Source organism: Bifidobacterium panos, from assembly GCF_012932445.1.
Classification (GTDB): Bacteria; Actinomycetota; Actinomycetes; order Actinomycetales; family Bifidobacteriaceae; genus Bifidobacterium; species Bifidobacterium panos.
Genome location: NZ_JAAIIJ010000015.1, coordinates 48518 through 69537, shown reverse-complemented (window position 1 = coordinate 69537; position 21020 = coordinate 48518). Strand labels below are relative to the sequence as shown.

Genomic DNA, 21020 nt, shown 5'->3' with positions numbered 1-21020 from the left:
TGAGCGCGAAAGTCACTCGGCCTTGGGCTGTTTGGATTATTGCGGATATAAGAAAGGCCAGCCGATCGAATCAGTTGTTTGATTCGACCGGCCGGCCTTACTGTGGTTCTGGGCTAAATCAGGCCCAGATGTGCCGTCAGTGCATGAACTTCCTGCGCACCAACAGCACGGCACCTGCGGCTGCAAGAGTGAGCATCATCACAGTCACACCGCCTGTCACCCAAGCACCGGTGGCGGCAAGTCCGGGCTTGCCGGGCTTGCTGGGCCTGTCAGGCTTGCCGGGCTTGCCGGGCTTCGCATCCGCGGCAGTGGTCTTGTGGTTGACGGCACTACCGGCATGCACCGTGAAGAAGGAGCCCTCCTGCATCACGCCGTCCACCGGCAGCACGCTGACTGCAAGCGGCTTACCCAGGGTGTAGCCGTCAGGCGCCTTGGTCTCAACGAGCCTGTAGTCGCCCCAGATAAGGTCCTTAACGCCAAACTTGCCAGCCGTCTTGTCCTCATCTTCGTTGCCGTTGTCGCCAATGGCCTTCGGGGCGAAGCCATCCACATTCGTGCTGGTCAGCGACCAGTGCGACCCGCCGAGCAGAGCGTTGTGCTCATCGACCTTATGCCAAGTCAGCTTGCCCGGCTTGGCCTTGAAGGTCACCGTGCAGACGGCGTTCTGCCCGGGCTTGACGGTGATTTGCGGGTTGTCCACCGTGTTCAGGACCAGATTATTGCCTGGACCTGGATCAGGCGCTACCGGATCCGGCCGAGGCGGACTGAACGGCCCCGGAGACAAGTCGCCATCGAACGGGAGTGTGTCAGAGTGGCTGGGGAAGTGGAAGTCATCAGGATTGAACGGAATCGGCGGCTCGCCGCTCGGGTCAGGCAGCGGCATCTCGTGCTGTCCCGGATCCGACGAACCCGACGAACCGACTAGACCGGTTCCCCCGGCCCTCGCGTCAACGCAGATCCAAGTGGCGTCATAACCCTCGTAATAGAGATAATCGGCCAAGCCCTTCTGATATCCCAAGCTATACGAACCGGGAGCAATCAGCGTGGTCTGCGTCGCCATCCGGGTCGCGTCGGGTTCGTTGCTTCCCGCCGGTATCACCTGCCTGGTCGGCGTCATCGGATTGCGAGCACCTTGCCCATTCATCGCAGACAAATTCCAGTGGGACGGCTTCGCGCCGTACCTGCCGGCAAAGGTGTTGTCCACTTGGGCCACCAGTGTCAGCGTGGTGGGCTTCACCTGAATAACCGGCCTTCCGTAGGTCACGCTCTGTTGCGAATCAACGACCGTGTCCCTAGCGTCGGTCCACAGCACCGTGCTGTAAGTGAGCGTCGCCGCATCCTTGTTGGAATAGAAGCCTTCCTTACCCGAGCTGGTATTCTTGTTTGGCGCATCAGTGTCACTGTCACCCTTATGCGGGTATTGCCCATTCGTCCTGGCATATTCCTGATGAGCCATATCCGACGGTTCAATCGTCGTCATCACTCGATAGGTGACACCTTTCGTGAGCTTAGTACCCGGCTCGAAGCCAAGCGTCAACGTTCTCGTGACCGTGTCATAATTGGCTGTCATCCGATTGGCCGCTTTGTCGGTGCCTTTCACGGAATTGCCGCTTCCATCGACCGCCTCGAGAGTAAGCTGCGGGTTGGATCCGTCTCCGACGGGCTTGACATACTCGGACAGGTGATCCGTAACCGTCACACCGGTATACGAAAGATTCTTAATGGTGGCCTCCAGTATGATCTTGCGGAATGCTGCATCAACTCCACCAAGTCCTCTACCATCATGGAACAACCCGCCAGCCCCTTGAGCAAGCTGTTTCAGTTGTGTGGCCTCTGTACCGCCCGGATCACCCATATTCACCACAAACAGCTTCGTCTTTTCAGGGCGCTGGTTCGCTGCAGCCAAGACCGCGTCATTCGAAGGAGTTGTGGAAGATCCATCCGTTATCAAAACAATATATTTCGCAGCATCGGAGCGACCTCCTCTAAGCATTTCGTTGGCCTTGTTTAAGGCAGCTCCCATGCTGGAGTTTCCCGAGTCGTCAGGCTGTTTATTGAAGAACAATTCGTAAATTGTTGTGGCGGAAGATCCAAGATCCGCGCTAAACAAGGATTGGCTTCCAAAGACGACTGCCGCGAGCTGAACTCGCTCCGGCGGTTTTGGCGGTTTTGGCGGTTTTTGCGTTTTTGACTGTCTCGCATTGACTCTGGGTTCGGACAGAATACCTTCAGCAAATGTTTTTGCCGTGTCTCTTACCTCTTGCCAGCGAGTCCGCGTCGGGCTTACATGCCCGTTACGCATTGACCTGGAGCCATCCACCACCAGCACGATATCCGCAGGCTCGCGATCTCTCATGACCGTGGATGCTTTGGATTCTGAATTGCCCGTCACGCTCAACGTCAAACCGTATGTGCCATCCCCATTGCTCGTGACGTATTTCCTGTGCCCGGGAGCCGGCAGAGAGAGGGTAGCTTCTGACATAGTACCACCAACCCGCTGCTGCGCCTCCTGAGCGGTCGCATGCACATCGGCAATCGCCGCTGTCGCCAACGCGACGACAATGGCGACAACCAGCGGGAGTCTTCGGATTCCCGCAATGGAATTCTTATGTTCCATATCACATTCTCCTTCTAGAGCGCCAGAAAAGTTGAACTGTATTGGCAGAGCCGATGTTATGGGCATTGTGAACGGCATCGGTACACTCCACGGGGAAGCCACGGCTCACCCCCATTCAGGCAAAACCGTTGCGATTGCAACGCTGACGCCCCTCTTTCGCTCTCTTGGCGATAGGTAGAAAAGCTCGCTTCGCCAAACGCTTGAGCTTGCAGAAGGCCGGCCGATCGAATCGCTTCAATCGGCCGGCCCTCATCTCGGGCCCAGCTAAGCCAAGCCCCTACCCCTCTGTCTGTCAGAGCATGATCCACTTACGCACCAGCCGCACGGCGAGGGCGGCCGCGAGGCCAAACGCAATCACAGCCACGCCGCCCGTCACCCATGCGCCGGTGGGAGCAAGTGCCTCCGCCGGCTTGGCAGGCTCGGTCGGCTTGGCCGGCTCAGCCCGCTTGGGAGGTTCGGCTGGTTTGGGCGCTTCGTCGGGCTTAGTCGGCTTGACTGGCACGACTGGCTTAGCAGGAGCCGGCTTCGGCTTCACAGCAACCTTGTGATTGGCCACCTTGCCGCCATCGCCAGCCTTCACCGTGAACGACTCTTGCGTCATTTCGCCAGCCTCGGGGAGCACCTTGACCTTCAGCGCCCCGTCCAGCCGCTGATAGCCCTCAGGCGCCTGGGTCTCGGTAAGTTCGTATTCGCCCCACGCAAGGTCTGCAACTGCAAGCCTGCCGTCCGCGCTATCGGCGTCATGTTCACCATTGTCGCTCACCTTCCTGCCTTCGAAGCCAGGCACGTCCGTGCTGAACAGCGACCATTGCGACCCGCGCAGAAGCTTCGTCGTATCGCGCTCGTCAACCTTGCTCCATGCAATCCCGCCCGGCTTGGCCCTGAAGTTCGCCGTGCAAGTGACGTTCTGCCCCGCGCCAACGGTGACTTGGCCGTTCTCCAGCAAGTCCGACGTCTCGCCCTTGTCGTCGGCGCATAACCATCCATCCTCCGAGTAGCCCGAGAAATGCTGGTACTTACTTGCCGAGTCGGCTTGCTGACGCAACGTATACGTGCCGGGAACCACCAGCATGCCCCGCGTCGCCATCTGATCCATGCCGGACGCGCCCACCGATTCACTCGGCGCCGTCAAAGCGATGCCCGCACCACTCTTGTCCAGCGCAGACAGCTTCCAGTGGGAGGCGCGGGCGCCACGCTTGCCCGCATAGGTGTTGTCCACTTTGCCCGCCAGCGTCAGCGTGGCCGGCCGAATCTGAACAACCGGATGCGGATATTCCGTGGTCTGCTGATCACCGGCCAGTTCTTTGCCGCCGGTCAACGAGACGACCATGTAGGTGAGCGTCGCTCGGCCCTTGTTGGAATGGAAGCCCGGTTGATTTGAACTGGTGCGACTGCCTGGCGCGTCGGTGCCATCTTCACCGGTGTGCGGATATTTCCCACCGTGTGTGACGTAATGTTTATGAGCCACATCCGTCGGCTTGACCGTAATCTTCGCCCAATATGTGGTGCCACCTGTGAGCATGACACCGTCGTCAAAGCCGATCTTGAATCTCTTTGATGTCGGATCATACGACACATTCATAGACTTAAGCGCAGAATCGGCTTCCGCTGAGACATGATTGCCGCGACTGTCAATCGCGCCCCATGTGTATTTTGCCCCACTCCCCTCGTCAACATGAATCACATATTCAGACAGCTCATCCGAAATCTCAACCCTCCGATAGCGCCAAGAGGTGGTGACAATCTGCCGAACGATATCATCGAACGCCTCACGGAGTTTGTCAGGATTACTCCCATCGAAGAACTGGCCGCCGACCTCTTCTGCAAACAGCTGCATCTTTTCGTTTGAAACGTCACCGCCCGCGCTCACCGCGAACAGCCTTGCATCGCCAGCGCGCCTCTGCGCTTCATCCACGGCAGCTCGATAACAACGATCTTTATAGTCAAGAGCACCATTGCCGTAAACTAGTTGGCCGCCTCTCAGCAATCTTCTCGCGCCATCGTTGTTCTTATAGTCAGGATGGTTGGGGAAAGAAGAGGGCTTCTCTTGGAGAGTGGGCACGATGCCTTCATAACCCATCGGCGTATTTCGGAACGTAGGCATCCCATCCGTCAGAAGAACGATATGCTTGGGAACTCCGGCACGCCCCTTTTTGACTTGCTCGTTGCCCAGCCTCAAACCGTCTTCCCAGTTGGTGCTCCTATTCTCCTCAATCTGGCCAAAAGTGCTAATAAGCTCTTCAGCGGAGACAGACCATCTCCCTAAGGGGAATTTGCCGCAATAAGCGGTGTTATCGAAGAACACCGCCGACATCCGCGTCTGCAAGGCATGAGGCAATCGACTATTCTCGGGCGTCAATAGTCGACGTGTCAACACCGTCGCCGCCTCTTTCACCACTTCCCAGCGGGTCTTCCCCTTGACGCCTCCGTTCTCCCTCATCGAGCCAGACTTATCCAAAATCAGCACCACATCCACAGGCTGATGCACTGTTCGCGCCGACTCAGCCACATCGCCCCTCACATTCAAGGTCAAATCGTAGGTGCCATCCCCATTGCTCTTGACATATTTCTGATGCGCGGGCGCTATCAGCCCTGAAACACCTACTGGCGACGGCACCTCACGACTTCGACTCGACGATTCTGCAGCAGCCGCACGCACACCGCCAGCCACCAAGGGCACCACCATCACGATGACGGCAAACAAGGCAACGCAAACCGGCCACAGCTTGTGCACCGGCGCAATCCCCACGCGAGGGCTATGCCCGCTCCGTTCCATATCCATTCTCCTTCTGCGCCATAAAGGCCAACAACTTATATGGGCATGCAAGATGCTATGGGCATCAAAGCCGCCGCCCATACACTCCACAAGAACGCCGACCGCACCCCTAAAGGCTTGAAACCGTTGTCAACCCGGCAACATGTGCCCCTTGCCCCCTCAAACCCGCCGTCAGGCCCAGCCTCCTCAAAAAAAACAATGCCCGTCAGCGCATGAATCCCCTGCGTGCCAACTGAACCCCGCCTGCGAGCACGGCACCAAACAGCACCACGGCAACCACTGCCGCGATCCGGGCGCCTGTCTTGGCCAGCCCCGCCGATTTCGCCGACTGTTGGGCGGTTTTCACTGCCGCCCCCTCACTGAGCTTGCGATTAACAATCTTGCCGTCGTCGCCGGCTTTCACCATGAAGGAGGAAGGCTCCTGCACCGCATCACTCACCGGGAACACACTGACCGTAAGCGGAGTGGGCAACAGCTGATGGCCGTCGGGCGCCTTGGTCTCGCCGAGCCTGTATCCGCCCCACTTGAGGCCGGTAACAGCGAAGCCGCCCGGCGTCTTATCGGTGTCATGCCCGCCATTGTCGGCCACAAGGCCGGGCCGCCCATCCGCACCGGCCAGCGACCAATTCGACCCGCCGAGCAGACCGCCGTGCTCATCAACCTTGCTCCAGGAGACACCGCCCGGCTTGGCCGTATAGGTCACCAGACAAGTGACATTCTGCCCCGCTCCGACAACAATCTCGTCTCTCACCGACGGATTCGTCGAATTGAGCTTGCTGCCCTTGTTATCGACGCAGAACCACTTACCCACCGCATAGCCGGGGAAGTACGGGTATTGGCTTGAGGGGTTCGCTTCCTGCCGAAGCTTGTAGGTGCCGGGAACCACCAGCGTGGGCTTCGTCGCCATCTTGTCAGTGCCCGATTCGCCCGGTGCCAGCGCCATCGACTTGGCCGGCACAGTGGGATGGACGCCCGCGTTGTCCCTGTTCAGCGCCGACAAACTCCAATCGGAAGGGCTGGCCCCATGATTGCCCGCATGCGTGTTATCAACTCTGGCCACCAGCGTCAGCGTCGTGGGTTTGAGTTGGATAACCGGTTGGGGCAACGGCACCGTCTGCCCCTCGGCAGGCTCCCTGTTCCCATTCGTCCAGGTGATCATCTCGTAGGTGAGACTCGCCTTGCCTTCGGCATTGGAGCGCAAGCCCCGCTTGCCCGAACTGGTGCTCCTGCCATCCGCATCGGTATTGGGATCGCCCACATCGGAATACATGCCGCCGCGCTTGACGTAATCCTCCTGAGCCTTGCGCGTCGGCTTGATGGTGAGCGTCGCCCAATACGTCGCACCGGGGGTGAGTTTGGAATCATCTTTGAAGCCAAGGGTCAGCGTTCTGCGTTCCCTGTCATAGCGAGCTTCCATGTTCGCCCCCGCCGGGTCCGTTTCCTTAACGGAGCCGTTCGAGGCGTCAAACGCGCCGAACTCCAAGCGTGGGCTGAACTCATCGCCATCCTTGTCTTCGACGGGCGTCACATATTCGGACAACTCGTCGTTGAGACTCACCCTCCAATACTGGCGGGTGATTCCGAGGAGTCGTACAAGAATCTCATCAATCGCCTGATACAGCTTCTCAGGAGTACCTGCGTCATAAAAATCGCCCTTCGCCTCTTCTGCCAACTTCTTCACAGCCTCGTTCGCTTCCTTGCCACCGGCCCCCACCGCAAAGAGCTTCGTCGCGCCGCGCTTTTTCGCTTCGTTGGCAGCCGCTCGATAACAGCGCAAACCAACATCGCAATTGCCGCCACCATAGACGGGCCTGTTTTCGGTATTCTCGCCCGTCCACACCCTATCGACGTCGGGGGCATTGTCAGGTGGCTTCCCTCTGTATTCCATGGCAGAGACGCGCATTGTGGGCGCACTGCTGGTCAGGAAAACAATGTATTGATCAACATTGCGCCGAGATCCCGTCCCATTCAGCAGCTCATTGGCCCGCTGGAAAGCGCTTTCCCAGTTAGAGCCCTTGCCTGGCTTGGGTTTACGGCTATCGGCCGAGATGAAGCCAGTGAGACTTTGAGCCGAAGTCGTCCACTGGGAGGTTCCCAAAAGTGCAGTCAGCGCCCAAGTGTCAAATGTGACCAGAGCCATCCGAGCCTGTTCCGAGGGATCCCGCTTCGCGTTTTCAGACGTCAACAGCCGTTGCGTCAGTGACGTCGCCGCCTCTTTCGCCATATCCCAGCGGGTTTTGTTCTTGTCGACGCGCTCCAGCATTGAACTGGATCTGTCCAAGACCAACACCACGTCCACAGGACGACGCTTCTTGCCCACCGAATCAGGCGAATCACCAGTCACGCTCAACGTCAGATCATAGGTGCCGTCCCCATTGTCCTTAACATACTTCCTATGCACCGGAGCCCCCGACGCAACAACCGCTTTCCCTGGCTCCTCAGCACTCGCTTCCACACCCACGGCCACCGTGGGCACCATCATGACGGCGGCGACGAGCACCGGGACAAGTCTGCGCAACCCCAACTGGGGATTGCGTTTCCTCTGTTCCATAGCCGCCCTCCTCTTTAAGCCGCCACATACTATTTGGCAGAAAAATGATATGAGCGCCACCCACCTCTCCAATACACTCCACAAGGAAACCGATATCCACCCCAAATATGAGCTGCCTCCCATTTCTCGTTGTCCAAGAAAATGGGAGGCAGTTCAAATCAGCGGGAGCGTAATCAGCGCGAGCGCTTGCGGCGCAGGATGCCGACCGTCAGGCCGGCTGCGGCCAAGGCCAGTGCGGTCAGGCCAGCGGCCAAGCCAGTAGCGCCGGTGGAGGCCAGAGTGTTCAGCTTGGTCCACCTGGCGTGCAGCGTCTTGCCCGCGGCGTCCTTCAGGCTGGTGACCAGGTTGCCCTCGTCGTCATACCAGCCATCGAACTTGTAACCCTCACGAGTCGGCACCGGCAACTTGCCATCCGCACCAGTCCAACCCTCCGGCATGGAACCGCCATTCGGATCATACTTGGTGCCACCGTTGTCGCCAGTGGCGTCGGTGTTGTTGCCACCGTTGTCGGCGTTCTTAGTCCACTTGGCCGTGATCTTCATGTCCTGCGCGTCGGCGGGGATAGTGTCGAGCTTATTACCAGCCTCGTCATACCAACCGTCGAAGGTGTAGCCGTCACGAGTCGGGGTGGGCAGCTTCGTCTCCTCACCATACGTGTGAGTCTTCGGAGCATCGGCCGGCAACGTGCCACCGTCCAAGTCGTACGTAATGTCGTACTCGTCGCCCTTCCACTTCGCGGTGATCTTCAGGTCCTTCCCGTTGGCAGGGATGGTATCGACCTTGTTGCCGTCTTCGTCATACCAACCGTCGAACGTATAACCGTCCTTCGTCGGAATAGGCAGCTTCGTTTCCTCACCATACGTGTGGGTCTTGGGAGCGTCAGCCGGTAGCGTGCCGCCGTCCAAGTCGTACGTGATGTCGTACTCGTTGCCCGTCCACTTCGCGGTAATCTTCAGGTCCTTCCCGTTGGCAGGGATGGTATCGACCTTGGTACCGTTTTCGTCATACCAACCGTCGAAGGTGTAACCGTCACGAGTCGGAGTCGGAAGCTCGGTCTCCTCACCGTACGTGTGGGTCCTCGGAGCGCCCTCGGGAAGCGTGCCGTCATTCGGGTCGTACGTGATGTCGTACTCGTCCGCGGTCCACTTGGCAGTGATCTTCAGGTCCTGCGCGTTGGCGGGAATGGTATCGAGCTTATTGCCGTTCTCGTCGTACCAGCCGTCGAACGTGTAACCGTCCTTCGTCGGGGTGGGCAGCTTCGTCTCCTGGCCATACGTGTGGGTCTTCGGAGCGTCCTCGGGCAGCGTGCCGTCATTGGGGCCGTACGTGATGTTGTACTCGTTGCCCTTCCACTTCGCGGTGATCTTCATATCCTGCGCGTCGGCGGGGACGGTGTCGACCTTGTTACCGGCCTCGTCGTACCAGCCGTCGAAGGTGTAACCGTCCTTCGTCGGGGTGGGCAGCTTCGTCTCCTGGCCATACGTGTGGGTCTTCGGAGCGTCCTCGGGCAGCGTGCCGTCGTTGGGGTCGTACGTAATGCCGTACTCGTTGGCGGTCCACTTCGCATACAGAGTTACGTCCTCGGCCGGCATCGTGGACGCGTCAAAATCCCACTTCGTGCCGTCGGCAAACGAAGCGTCCGTATACCAGCCACCGAACGCGTAACCAGCCTGGGACAGAGCGCCCGGGTTCGTAACCTTGGCACCATACTTCACACCCGTCAGCTTGTCAGGCGTAGTGCCGTGACCCTTCGCGTCGAACGTCACGTCGTGCTTGTCGCGCTCGTAATAGATCTTCACCACCGTCGTGCCGTCACCGGCGATATTCCCCTGGGCGAAGTCAACGGGGGTGAAACCCGTATAGGACTTCGCCTCGGCAGCGGTCTTGGTGTCCGTCGTACCCTGCTTCGTCTCCGTGTCACCGGACTGGAGCGTGTACTCGTCGTTATCCACGTTCTGCAGATAATGCTCGACCGTGTACGCGGTGTCCGTGTTCGCGGTCCACTTCGCAAACAGCGTCAGATCATTAGCCGGCATCGTGGACGCGTCAAAATCCCACTTCGTGCCGTCGGCAAACGAAGCGTCCGTATACCAGCCACCGAACGCGTAACCAGCCTGGGACAGGTCACCAGGGTTCGCGACCTTCGCACCGTACTTGACAGCCTCCTGCTTGTCAGGCGTAGTGCCGTGACCCTTCGCGTCAAAGGTCACATCATGCTTGTCACGCTCGTAATAGATCTTCACGACAGTCGTGCCGTCACCGGCGATATTCTCCTGGGAGAACTCCTTGGCAGTGAAACCCGTATACGTCGTCTTCGCCTCAGCCTTCGTCTCGGTATCCGTCGTACCCTGCTTCGTCTCCGTGTCACCGGACTGGAGCGTGTACTCGTCGTCGTCCACGTTCTGCAAATAATGCTCGACCGTGTACTTCGTGTCCGTGTTCGCCGTCCACTTGGCGTACAGGGTCAGATTGTTGGCCGGCATCGTGGACGCGTCGAAATCCCACTTCTTGTCGGTGCACGCCTGATCCTCGTACCAGCCACCAAACGTGTACCCGTCAACGGACAGGTCACCAGGGTTCGCGACCTTCGCACCGTACTTGACGGACTCCTGCTTATCGGGCGTGGTGCCGTGACCCTTCGCGTCGAACGTCACATTGTGCTTGTCACGCGTGTAGTAAATCTCCACCACCGTCTTGCCGTCACCGGAAATATTCTCCTGGGCGAAGTCGACGGGGGTGAAACCCTCGTACTCGTTTGCCTTCGCGGCGGTCTTGGTGTCCGTCGTGCCCGTCATCGGGACAACGTCCTTAGGCGTGGCCGGGTACAGGTCGTCGTCCACGTTCTGCAGGTAATGCTCAACCGTGTACTTCGTATCCGTGTTCGCGGTCCACTTGGCGTACAGCGTCAGATCATTGGCCGGCATCGTGCTCTTGGAGAAATCCCACTTCTTCTCGTCGGCAAACGAAGCATCCGTGTACCAGCCGCCGAACGTGTAACCGTCCTCGGACAGGTCACCCGGATTCGCGACCTTCGCACCGTACTTGACGGACTCCTGCTTATCGGGCGTGGTGCCGTGGCCCTTCGCGTCGAACGTCACATTGTGCTTGTCACGCGTGTAGTAAATCTTCACCACCGTCTTACCGTCACCGGCGATATTCTCCTGAGCGAAGTCAACGGGGGTGAAACCCTCGTACTCATTCGCCTTCGCGGCCGTCTTGGTATCCGTCGTGCCCGTCATCGGGACAACGTCCTTAGGCGTGGCCGGGTACAGGTCGTCGTCCACGTTCTGCAGGTAATGCTCGACCGTGTACTTCGTGTCCGTATTCGCCGTCCACTTGGCGTACAGGGTCAGATCATTGGCCGGCATCGTGCTCTTAGTGAAATCCCACTTCGTGTTGCCAGCGAACGACTCATCCGTGTACCAGCCACCAAACGTGTAACCATCCTCGGACAGATCACCAGGATTCGTAACCTTCGCACCGTACTTGACGGACTCCTGCTTATCGGGCGTAGTGCCGTGACCCTTCGCATTGAAGGTCACATCATGCTTGTCACGCTCGTAGTAGATCTTCACCACCGTCGTGCCGTCGCCCCTGATCTTCTGCTGCGTGACCGTGCCGGCGGTGAAACCCGTATAGGTCGTCTTCGCCGCCGCGGCCGTATCCTGATCCGTCGTACCCGTCATCGGATCAGTGGCATCGGGCTTGGCGGGATACAGGTCGTCGTCCACGTTCTGCAGGTAATGCTCGACCTTGTACGCGGTGTTCGTGTTCGCCGTCCACTTCGCGTACAGCGTCAGGTTCTCGGCCGGCATCGTGTTCTTGGCGAAATCCCACTTCTTGTCGGTGCACGCCTGATCCTCGTACCAGCCACCGAACGTGTACCCGTCCTCGGACAGGTCACCCGGATTCGCGACCTTCGCACCATACTTGACAGACTCCTGCTTATCAGGCGTAGTGCCGTGACCCTTCGCGTTGAAGGTCACATCGTGCTTGTCGCGCGTGTAATAGATCTTCACGACAGTCTTGCCGTCACCGGCAATATTCTCCTGGTCGAACGACTTGGCGGTGAAACCCGTATACGTCGTCTTCGCCTCGGCGGCCGTCTTGGTATCCGTCGTACCAGTCTTCGAATCAGTGGCATCGGGCGTGGCAGGATACTTGTCGTCGTCCACGTTCTGCAGATAATGCTCAACCTTATACGCGGTATTAGTGTTCGCGTCCCACTGGGCCGTGAACGTCTCATCCGAATCACCATACGTGCCCGACGGCTCGGAATCCCACTGCTTGAACGTGTAACCGTCACGCGACAGATCCGCTTCCTGCGGGATGTCGTACTCCTCGTCCTTCACGCCGGACATCGACACGGAATCCTTGCCGTTCTTGTCCTTGCCGCCGTCGTACTTGAAGGTGACCGTCACCAAATCCTTATACTGCGCGGTGAACGTCATATCCGACGTCACCTCCACATCACCAACCCCAGAAGGCTGACGCATCTGGTCCTCCACGCCATCCACACTCGCCAGCCAACCCGTAAACCGCTTACCCTCATTCGCCGTAACATCCGGCTGCACAAAACTCGCGCCAGAAGAACTCTTGCCAGAAGACACCTTCGCCCCATACGCCACCGACAAAGACAAAGGAGCGGTCGCATCCTTCATCTTGCCGCCATCGCCGACATCGAACGTCACCTGGCGCATCACCTTCGCCGACACCACCACATCACCAGTCACCTTATCCGCGGGAATCTTCAACAGGCCCGTGGACGACTCAAACGTGTAATCCGCGGCGGCAAGCTCATTGCCACCCACCGTGACCTTCACCGACGACGCATCCAACGTACGATCCGCAGCCGCAGCCAACGTCGTCGAATAATCGGCATTATTCGCCAACACCTTCGTGTCAGTCGTAGTGCTCGTGACCTTGTTGTCGTCCAAGTCATACGACACGTTCACACGCTGCACCGCAGCAGACGCTGTGGTACCAGCCTCTTCAAGATCAAAACCCTCAAACTCAACATAAAAACCCTGATTATAGGAGGCGCTGTGATTGGTATTCAGAATATCATTCCACTGACCAGCAGTGCCATAACCATACTGACCACAACCTTCAGACGTGACGACGAGTCCAGGACCGGAGGGTTCACCAGAGGCAAAGTTGTTATATGCCGCAGTGGCTTTTCCGGTCTGCCGGTTGCGGCCGTCCCAGATCATCGTTCCCTTGCTTGAACCCGTCACCCAATACCAAGCCATACCCCAATCCTCATCCCCGTTATTGCTGATATCGAACGCATCGGGATCATCACCCGCATGAGCCGCAGACGTGAAACGGGTCGCACCTATCCAACCAGGCTTGTTGTTGAACGACTTGTAAATCAGGTTATGTTCCTCAGCCGACTCGATAGTCAGCAAATGACCTTTCGCACCAAGGACCGCCAGGCTTTTCGCATCAGCATACGCCTCATCCCAATCCTCGACAGTCGGGACGAACGTGTACGCATGACCGTCGTACAAGGTCACGTTATAGCTCGTGTCGCTGCCGTCCAAGTTCTTCGCCTTCAGTGTCTCGACTACGGCGTTGACGGTCACGTTCTGCTTCGTGTCGCCGCTCGTGGTGAACGTCAAACCCTGCAAATACGTCTGCAGATTCGCCGGGGTGATGCTCGCATTGCCGTCCGACGACTTGAACGTGATATACGAATACTTCCCACCGGCAACCACCTTCGAACCGGCCACATACGCGCCGCTATCGTTCAACGCGTCCACCGGCGTCGCACCCGCCGGAGCCTTCAAGCTCGGAGTGAAATAGCCCGAATCAACCTGCACCACGATATACGAACTGCTGACACCTGAGACTGTCGCCTTGTCCAGCTTGTACGAGGCACCCGTGGTCGCGTCGCCTATGCTGACAAGGGTTTTCTGATCCTCATTCAGCGTCACCACCGGCTTGTCGTCGTCCGCCCATGCACTCGGCACAGCCACCGCCAGCACGAGCAACGCCGCCAACGCGGCCGCTAGCCAACGCACGCCAGCCAACGCCCTCATCCCACTCACGCGCATGTCTTTTCTCGCTTCCCTTACACACAAATCCCCCCGCAAACCCACGTTCGCGGGAACTTCCGAAATAATCAGCTTCTATGCAATCCCCCCCCCGACAATCCCCCCTTAGAACGAGTCCCAGCCGACTTGCCGAGACTGATACGACTCCCGAAAAAGCCGGAATTGCAGGGCTGAACACACCGCGCAAAACACAACACCCACGACAAAACAAGGGGGGGTATACAGCCCCGCAGCAGCACACACCGGCAACACGCGCACCGCCCCTTACGGGGCAAGATTTCTCGACTCCGCTACGCTCCGCTCGAAATGACAAGGAGCCAGCCTAGGGCTCCCGCTGGCGGGAGCTGTCAGGCGTCAGGCTGACTGAGGGTGGTCTCACCAGACACGTGCTTAATGTGACCACCCCCAGTCGCGCATCCGCGTGACAGCCCCCGACGTCTTGTGCGACGCTCGCGACGCTACCGCTGCTCGCTGCTGCGAAGAGCCCACTGGGCTCTTCACCCAGCGGGGGCCCGCCAAGGCGGGACAAACCGGCTACGCCAGAATGGCTTAGGCGGATGTTGACGTGTGGGACGCACAGCCCAGTGGGCTGTGCGTATCGATCATCAGCGACAACGCCATATAACGAAACCAGACAATCCCGTGGCCTCCGCGCCATTGCGCCGGCGTAACAACGTCGTGCTTGGCACACTCTGAATTGCGGTGCCACCAATCCCGTTCCCAGTAGGCATACCGCCAACCAACAGGAAACCACGTCGAACACGGCAACATCCGCCGCAGACACCGGAATCGATCAAAACAACACGAGAACCTGACGAAACGCACACTGAGAACGGGAAAACGAGCACTATAACCCAAAACAAACCAAGAACGACAGCAATAGCACTGCGACTTAAAACAGACCGAAAACAATACCAATGGACACTGCGACTCAAGCACGCAAGGAACGAGTTCGCTGCGTCGGCATGGGTCCACAGAGGACACGGGACGGACTATTACCGCCAAACGGTGCCGCACGTTGATATCGAAACGAACAGCCCACCGGGCTGTTCGTCCGGGGAACCTCCATACGGGTGTGAGCGGCACATGCGCAAAGCCGCTATCGTCGGTTCCATCACCGAGAAACATCAAGGAAACAATAAGGATGGTCGAACATGCCGAATTACACGTGGGAAGAGACGGCGGAACGCGCGGCATTGCCCGGGTCGCTGGAGCAGCTCGTCCAATATGGCGTGGACTTCAACAAGACCATGCAATACATGGAGCTGGAGATGGAGATGATTCGCATGCAAATACAGCGCATCGCCACAGCCCCCGCGGATTGCACCCTTCTGAACAGAAGAATTGGCTATCCAACCACTCCCTAAATCGCGCGCCCGTCTTCCGCCTGAAGACTACGGTGCAGCTCACCCGTCCCGCAATAACGCCACTCAGCGCGCCTTCGGTATATTATTTATGTAATTGTAAATAAGGTTCGCTTCATTATGGTGGACGGGGGGCGACGATGAGCATCGCGGCGTGGGATTCCTTCCTAGAGGAACAGGACAGTTGGCCCGTCGCCTCACGCACCGAAGATTCCAACAATCACACGACGACGGCCCGCGACACCTTGGCGGACACCACATTCGTCAAGCGCAAGCGCATGAGCCGAGAGGAACGCCGTTGGCAAATTCTACAGGCGGCGGTGAAAGTCATTGCCGTCAAAGGGTTTTGGGGCATGTCCCTGCAAGACGTTTCCGACGAGCTGGGCATCACCGAGGCGGCGCTCTACCACTATATCTCTTCGAAAGATGATTTGATCAACATGGTGCTCTCCGAATGCTATGATACCCCCGACGCGGACGAGTACAACGCCGTCACCGCCGCGGCTGTCGACGCGGATGGACATCGAGCCTACTACTATCCGCGCTATTGCCTGAACATCGTGTTGTACAATCTGCAGCGCCCCGAATTGGTGCAACTGTATTCCGTGCTCAACGGGGAAGCGCTCAGCCCAGCTCACCCTGCGCACAGTTTTTTCATCGGACGTCACCTGCGCCAATGGGAGATGATTTGCTCGATGAACTGGCTGCTGCCGCCCGGCATCAACGAAGATCAGTTCTACGATTTGTATACGCTGGCTATGAGCGCGATGGACGGATTGCAATACCGCTGGCTGAGCGACGATTCGATGAGCCTGCTGGAGCAGTGGATCAGCGTTTCCGAGATCATCTTCCCCGAAGCCCAGTGGCGCGGATTCACCGACCCCTCGGAATATGACCCATCGAATCAGCGCTGTTTGCTGCCACTTACTTTGTCGGCACGGGGTTGATTCCCCAGACCTCCGTCATCAGCGCATAATAGGCACCGAGAAGCCCGGCATTGCTGGTGTGACGGCACTTTCTGACCGTGGTGCGGAAGTCGTTCCAAGGGGGCATGCGATTCAGCGACTCATTCACCATCGGCAGCACCGCCTGCTCGCGGCAGATGCCGCCGCCCAGCAACACGCATTCGGGGTCGAGAGCCGTGACCGTGTTGAACACGGCGATGGCGAGGTAATCAATCCACTCCTGCACGATGGCGAACACACCCGGCTCGTCAAGACGCCTGAACAGCGAGGCCGGCACGATACTGCCCACCGGCACATCGAAGACCTGCGCGTACCGCTCGGCCAGCATGATGGTGGATAGATAATTCTGCAGGGTGAGAAACTTGCCCTTCTCGTAATTGGGCACCATCATGCCCAACTCGCCCGCGCGCCAATCTTTGCCGCGTCGAATCTTACCATCGAGGAACAGCGCCCCGCCCACACCTGTGTCGATGGTGATGAGCGCGAAATCGTTGAATGTGACGGCGTTGCCGTTGAGTTTCTCGGCCATGGCCGCGCAGTTCGCGTCGTTTTCCATCCACATGGGCACCTTGCGTTTGAGCCGTTCTTGCAGCTCCTTGCCAATCTCGTGCTTGTACAGTATGCGCAAGGCCCCCGCCGTGATGGCCAGTTGCCGTTCGGTGTCGATGAAGCCGGGAACGCTCATGGCAATGCCGTCGATGCCATCGATGCCGCCATCCTGACGCTCGACGACGTGGACGAGCGCATCGTAAAAGGAATCGATGTCATCCGTGGGGGTGGCGATGGTGCCGGGAATGCCCATCTTGCCGTCCACGAACAGCGCATATCGCGTGAACAGCGTTCCTATTTCAAATGACAGAACGCGCTTCATCACACCCATCCTCTTTCACCGACCTTGATTGTGGCATCACCCCGCCTTCCATTGTAGGCAAGGCGGAGCAATGCCTCGAATACAGCCGTGGAGCTAGTGCAACTCCACCACGGCCACGCCGAACGGTTTCATCTCAATCAGCCCATCGATCACTTCGTCGGTGAGCAGATCCTTGCCGCCATCCAGCTCCGGCACGCGCATCTGCTTGGCCGTGTTGGACGAGTTGATGAGGAAGGCGTACTTCGTGCCGTCGTCGGCCTCGCGAATCGACAGCCCCACGTCGTCCGGCGTATCGATGGCGTTCAAGCCGAGCGTGTTGACCAGTGAGGAGATGAAGGCACCCATGCCGGCTCTGTCGAGCGGCGTGCCGACGAAATAGGCCTTGCCTTGGCCGAAATCGTTGACGGTGAGCGCTGGATGGCCGCTATAGAACTCGTCGCCGCCATAGGTGCTTAAGGCTCTCGCGGCCTCGCAGTGAATGATGCTCGCCACGATTTCACCCTTGGCATCAACACCATCAACCACCTCTCCACGAACATCAATCGTCTCGTCGGGCGCAAGCGCGTCGATCTCCTCAACCCAAATGCCCATCAGTCGACGCAGCTTGCCCGGGTAGCCGCCGGGCACCACCAAGTCGTTCTCGTCGTGGATGCCCGCCATATAGCCCGTCACGAAGTTGCCGCCGCCCGTCACATAGGCTTCGAGGTTCTCGGCCACGCCGGGCAGCACACAAATCAGCGCCGGGGCGATGATCAGGTCGTATTGCTTGAGCGTGTCGAGCGGAACGGTGCTTTCGATGAAGTCAACCGGCACGTTGCGCCGCCACAGCGCACGGTAGAAGCGGTGTACCTCGTCGGGGTATGAGAAGCCGGCGGTGGGGCCCACGCAGCCTTCGAGCGACCAGTAGCTCTGCCAATCGAACATGATGGCGACGCGCGCCTTGGGCGTCGAGCCCATGATGCGCTTGCCAACGCGAGCCAGTTCCTCGCCCAGGGCCGCCGTCTCCTTGAACACGCGGGAGTTCTCGGTGCCGTCGTGCCCGATGATCGCGCCATGGAACCGTTCGCAACCGCCGATGGACTGCTTCATTTGGAAGAACTGCACGGTGTCGGCGCCGTGGGCCACGGCCTGCCAGCTGAGCTTGCGCACCTCCCCAGGGCGCTTGACCTTGCAGAACGGGAACCAGTTCTGCTGGTTCGGGGTCTGCTCCATAAGCATGAACGGCTTGTTGCCGCCGATGCCACGCATCAGGTCATGGCACATGGCGGTGAAGCTGGGCGGAGTATCCATGCCCGGGTAGTTGTCCCAGCTGACCACGTCCATTTCCTTGGCCCACTCGAAGTAATCGAGGTCTTTGAACGTGCCCATCAGGTTGGTGGTGACGGGTGTGGTGGCATCATATTCGCGAATCGCGTCGCGCTCGTTTTTGTAGCATTCGAGCTGAGCCTGGCTTTGGAAACGGCGGTAGTCCATTTGCAGGCCGGAGACCACGCATTTGGCCTCGCCGATGCCGTCGCCGTAGCTGACGGGCGGCACCACATCAGCCCAATCGGTGATGGTATGGCTCCAGAAGTTCGCACACCACGCCTGGTTGAGCGCTTCCACGGTACCGTACTTGGCCTTGAGCCATTCGCGGAAGGATTGCGCGCACTGCTCGCAGTAGCACAAACCGCCGCCTCCGCCGTACTCATTGCACACATGCCAATTCACCAGACCGGGAGTGCCGGTATAGCGTTCGGCTACATGTGCGGCGAGCGCGCGAGACACGTTGCGGAAATACGGAGAGGTCGGGCAGAAGTTGTGCCGGCCGCCGAATACGTGGCGGGTGCCGTTCTGTTCGGTACGAATCACTTCCGGATGCTCACGCACCATCCATCCAGGCAGTGCCGCGGTGCCCGTGGCCATCACGATGTTGAAATCATGCTTGACGAGCAGCGCGACGATCTTGTCGAGCATGGTGAAGTCGTAGCGGTCCTCGGCGGGCTGCAGCAGCGCCCACGAAAACACATTGATGGTGACTTCGTTGACATGGGCGTCTTCGAGCATCTCGATGTCATGCTCCCATGTTTCCTCCGGCCATTGTTCCGGGTTCCAATCGCCACCGAACAGGAAGCTGTTATACGTCGGCTTCATCGTATTCTCCTTCTTTGGGCACCGTGCCCGTTCAGTTTTAAAAGTTTAAAAGTAAGTTTCGCGGGCCTTTATTTGGCGCATCCGCCATCATTCGCTGGCCGCATCGGAACCTGTCTGGTAGCGCACCCCGCTGAAGTCAACCGTGCCGCTGCCATGCGCGTAGACGCCGAGCAGTATTCCCGTGAATCCTCCGGCGTTGGTGAAACTGAGCACCTTGCCGACGGCCTTGCCGAGCGGGGTTTCCTCGCCGGAATCGCCGACTGCGAAGGTGTAGCCGTAATCGTCGCCTTGGACTGTCAGCCTCACCGGCTTGTCCGCTGGCATCTGTGTGCCGCCGACCTGCGAGACCAGCCCCGCGTTGTGCACGGTGGCGTCGATCATGACCGTGCCGGCTTCGGCGGCATGCATTGTGACAGCCATGTAGTGATTGGCGTTCGCATAGACCACGATGCCGGCCGTTCCTGAAACAAGTTGCGTCGGGTCGGATATGGTCGCCGTGAACGTGCAGCAAAAATCAGTCTGCCGCGTGCCGATCAGTGGTGCACCGGCTGCCAAACCGAAATCCTGCTGCGCGGCCGTCACGCGGATATGGGAACCGGCGTCATCCACCGCAAAGCGCCTCGCCTCGTCGATGCCCGGCGTGATCCATGCGACCTGCTGCTCCAAGGCATCACCGCAACCGTTGAGCGGGCAATTATAGGACTGGTCGGCCAAGTCGGGCCAACCATCCTTCCATGTGAACCACACGGCATACGGCTCGCGGCCAAGCCAACCTTGGGCGGGATATTCGTCGTTGTTGCGCGTGCCGTGGAACACCATCAAGGTTCGGTCGGCTTCGAAATGGGCGCAATCGCAATGACCAACGGCTTGCAGGGTCAGGTGTGTGCTGCGATTGGTGATCAGCGGATTGCCCGGATACATCTCATAGGGCCCGGTCGGGCTGGAGGCACGGGCGATGTTCTCCATATGGCCGGATTCCGTGCCACCTTCGGCCCACATGAGGTAATATGTGCCGTCTCGCTTGTACATATGCGGCCCTTCCGGGTTCGAGCCGGTGATGCCTCCGCAAATGCGCTGTCGCTTGGTCAGCACGGTTCCGGTGGAGACGTCGATGCGCGACAGGTAAATCCCGGGCTCTTCGCGTTCGCCGTTGTCGTCGGGCTCGCCGCCCTCGTTGCCGCAAATGTAGACCGAGCCGTCGTCGTCAAAAAACAGACTGGGGTCGATGCCCGGCCACCCTTCCACCCAAATCGGGTCGGACCAACCGTTATGCGGATCGTCGGTGGTGAGGATCATATTGCCTTTGTTGACGTTGGTGACGATCAGATAGTATCGGCCGTCATGGTAGCGCAACGTCGGCGCGTAGATGCCTTGGCTGTTATCCATGGATTCATAGGGGAACTGGATTTCCCTGTCCATCGCGTCGCCAACGCGCTGCCAATGCTCGCCATCGGCGCTTTCGAACACAGGCAGCCCCGGAAAGAATTCGAAAGAGCTGTTGACCATGTAATACGTGCCTTGAGGAGTTTCGCAGATGGTCGGGTCCGGGTAGAAGCCTGACGCGACGCGCTTGGCCTCGGTGACGTTGAAAAGGGTCATGTATGAAAAACTTTCTTCGTTGAAGGTTGTATATTATCGCGGCTGTGCGTACCAGGCTCCCGCCGGCGCCGTGGCCGACGGGAGC

At 58.8% G+C, this 21020-nt stretch carries 9 protein-coding genes; 2 read left to right on the top strand and 7 right to left on the bottom strand.

The features are described 5' to 3' along the window. Window positions 1–136 precede the first annotated feature (136 nt). The 4 genes from G1C94_RS04200 to G1C94_RS07880 all read right to left on the bottom strand — a co-directional run bounded on the left by G1C94_RS04200 (window position 137) and on the right by G1C94_RS07880 (window position 13988). Complete coding sequence (locus tag G1C94_RS04200) at window positions 137–2356, bottom strand: DUF7604 domain-containing protein (RefSeq protein WP_301538549.1); 2220 nt, start codon at window positions 2354–2356, stop codon at window positions 137–139. A gap of 553 nt (window positions 2357–2909) precedes the next feature. Then, entirely contained in the window at window positions 2910–5393 is a 2484-nt protein-coding gene (locus tag G1C94_RS04195) for a DUF7604 domain-containing protein (RefSeq protein WP_172145054.1), read from the bottom strand. Window positions 5394–5598: 205 nt separating this feature from the next. Continuing rightward, window positions 5599–7944 carry a DUF7604 domain-containing protein gene (locus G1C94_RS04190; RefSeq protein WP_172145051.1) on the bottom strand — a complete coding sequence of 782 codons (2346 nt, stop codon included), beginning with the start codon at window positions 7942–7944 and terminating at the stop codon, window positions 5599–5601. 173 nt (window positions 7945–8117) lie between these two features. Further along, entirely contained in the window at window positions 8118–13988 is a 5871-nt protein-coding gene (locus G1C94_RS07880) for an InlB B-repeat-containing protein (RefSeq protein WP_301538548.1), read from the bottom strand. Between the two features lie 1169 nt (window positions 13989–15157). On the opposite strand from G1C94_RS07880, the gene G1C94_RS04180 reads away from it, so the two are divergent. Together G1C94_RS04180 and G1C94_RS04175 are read left to right on the top strand one after the other, a co-directional pair. Then, window positions 15158–15370: a hypothetical protein gene (locus G1C94_RS04180; RefSeq protein WP_172145045.1), complete on the top strand. Its 213-nt coding sequence runs from the start codon at window positions 15158–15160 to the stop codon at window positions 15368–15370. Between the two features lie 137 nt (window positions 15371–15507). Next, window positions 15508–16314 carry a TetR/AcrR family transcriptional regulator gene (locus G1C94_RS04175; RefSeq protein WP_172145042.1) on the top strand — a complete coding sequence of 269 codons (807 nt, stop codon included), beginning with the start codon at window positions 15508–15510 and terminating at the stop codon, window positions 16312–16314. On the opposite strand, the gene G1C94_RS04170 is transcribed toward G1C94_RS04175, so the two are convergent. The 3 genes from G1C94_RS04170 to G1C94_RS04160 form a co-directional block, all read right to left on the bottom strand. Next, window positions 16292–17203 (bottom strand): ROK family protein, encoded by a 912-nt coding sequence (locus tag G1C94_RS04170; RefSeq protein ID WP_253902308.1) that lies wholly within the window; start codon window positions 17201–17203, stop codon window positions 16292–16294. The two genes, G1C94_RS04175 and G1C94_RS04170, sit on opposite strands and share 23 nt — an antisense overlap. A gap of 93 nt (window positions 17204–17296) precedes the next feature. Next, window positions 17297–19336, bottom strand: coding sequence for a beta-galactosidase (locus tag G1C94_RS04165; protein ID WP_172145036.1), 2040 nt, complete (start codon window positions 19334–19336; stop codon window positions 17297–17299). An 87-nt stretch (window positions 19337–19423) separates the two neighbouring features. After that, entirely contained in the window at window positions 19424–20935 is a 1512-nt protein-coding gene (locus G1C94_RS04160; protein ID WP_172145033.1) for a glycoside hydrolase family 43 protein, read from the bottom strand. Between the last annotated feature and the right edge of the window lie 85 nt (window positions 20936–21020).